Origin of the sequence: Streptomyces sp. NPDC060027, assembly GCF_042737005.1 — a bacterium.
Lineage (GTDB): Bacteria > Actinomycetota > Actinomycetes > Streptomycetales > Streptomycetaceae > Streptomyces.
Genome location: NZ_JBHWVI010000468.1, coordinates 1 through 1282 on the forward strand (window position 1 = coordinate 1; position 1282 = coordinate 1282).

The 1282-nt window shown below is 65.4% G+C and carries 1 protein-coding gene and 1 pseudogene; both read left to right on the forward strand.

Features of this window, described 5'->3' with window-relative positions; all coding sequences use genetic code 11:
• Window positions 1-180, forward strand: a pseudogene (locus tag ACFWBT_RS43060) (MerR family transcriptional regulator); the annotation flags it as partial.
• Between the two features lie 977 nt (window positions 181-1157).
• A partial coding sequence (locus tag ACFWBT_RS43065; protein ID WP_385710314.1) for a cold-shock protein occupies window positions 1158-1282 on the forward strand: 125 nt, incomplete at its 3' end.

Sequence of the window (1282 nt, forward strand, 5' to 3'; positions counted from 1 at the left end):
TACTCCCGCTACCAGCTGCGCATCGCCGCCCGCGCCCGCGAACTCGTCGACCAGGGCACCCCCGTCGAGGCCGCCTGCCGCATCGTCATCCTCGAAGACCAGCTCGAAGAAGCCCAGCAACTGAACGCCGCATACCGCCGCGAGACCGGAACGGCAGACCCGACAGCTGCTGCGGTCTGAGACGGCTTGGACCGGCACCTCGGGCTCGCGGTCCGGTCTCAGCTCGGGCTCGGCAGATGCGCCGACGCTTGGACCGAGCCCGATGGGCAGTCATGAGAGAAGACGGAATTTTGCTGACCACGCGCCCGGAGCCCGTGGCTGGATCGACCGCGGCCAGGTTCCACCGCCGCGTGGGCGACCCGGATCAGGAGCCGGTGCCCCGCGGGCGCGGACGGAGCGCACGAACGTGGCGCGGACGGCCCGGGGAGTGGCCGCTGGGGTGTGCGGGCGATCAGACAAAGTCAGCCGCATCTGGAGCAGCCGCCGTTCAGTAAAGGGGATCAACGGCCGCAAGGGCCCACTCAGTGGTCGGTGCCTACGACCTTGCTGATTGGGAGGTCACCCGGAGCGGACCCGGCCACCCAGCCTTCAGGTCGTGGGCTGAGAGTTGCCGGGATACGGACGGCCCACGAGGTGTCGCCAATACGCGCTCGGCCAGGTCGGGTGGTCTGGCCGCACGCCAGTTTCGCTGTCCGTACGCACGTGGCTGGGGACACACGCCTACCGCGACCGGGAGATCGTGCCGCCCGATCGATGGCCGCTGCCCTCTGGAACCCGGCCATGCGATGGGCCGCGTACGGCAGCGCATCCTGAAGCCCCGGGTTGCAGCGGCTGATGACCCCGCTCTCTTTTTTGGATCGCTGCACTGCGAGTGAGTCAATATCTGTGCTCGCGAGAAGAGAGTTTACCGGACCGTGTAGTGAGGGTTTTTGCCGCAACGAGCGGAGTGGAATTACTTAACCGGCGCGGTCCGTTGCGGCGTGCTACTGTCCATCTCAGTTGCAGTTGTGGTTCCCAAAACTTCAAGTGCTCCCCTCCGGCTCCGTCGGAAGAGAGTGCTTTTGTATTTCCGGTCATTTCCGGGCGGGGTAATCATCGCGGCGACACGGTGTCCGCACAGTGTGGACGTCGGTGTACTGCCCCAAAGGAGATATGACATGACTGCTGGTACCGTGAAGTGGTTCAATGCGGACAAGGGTTTCGGCTTCATCGAGCAGGACGGTGGCGGCGCTGACGTGTTCGCCCACTTCTCGAACATTGCCGCCCAGGGCTTCCGTGAGCT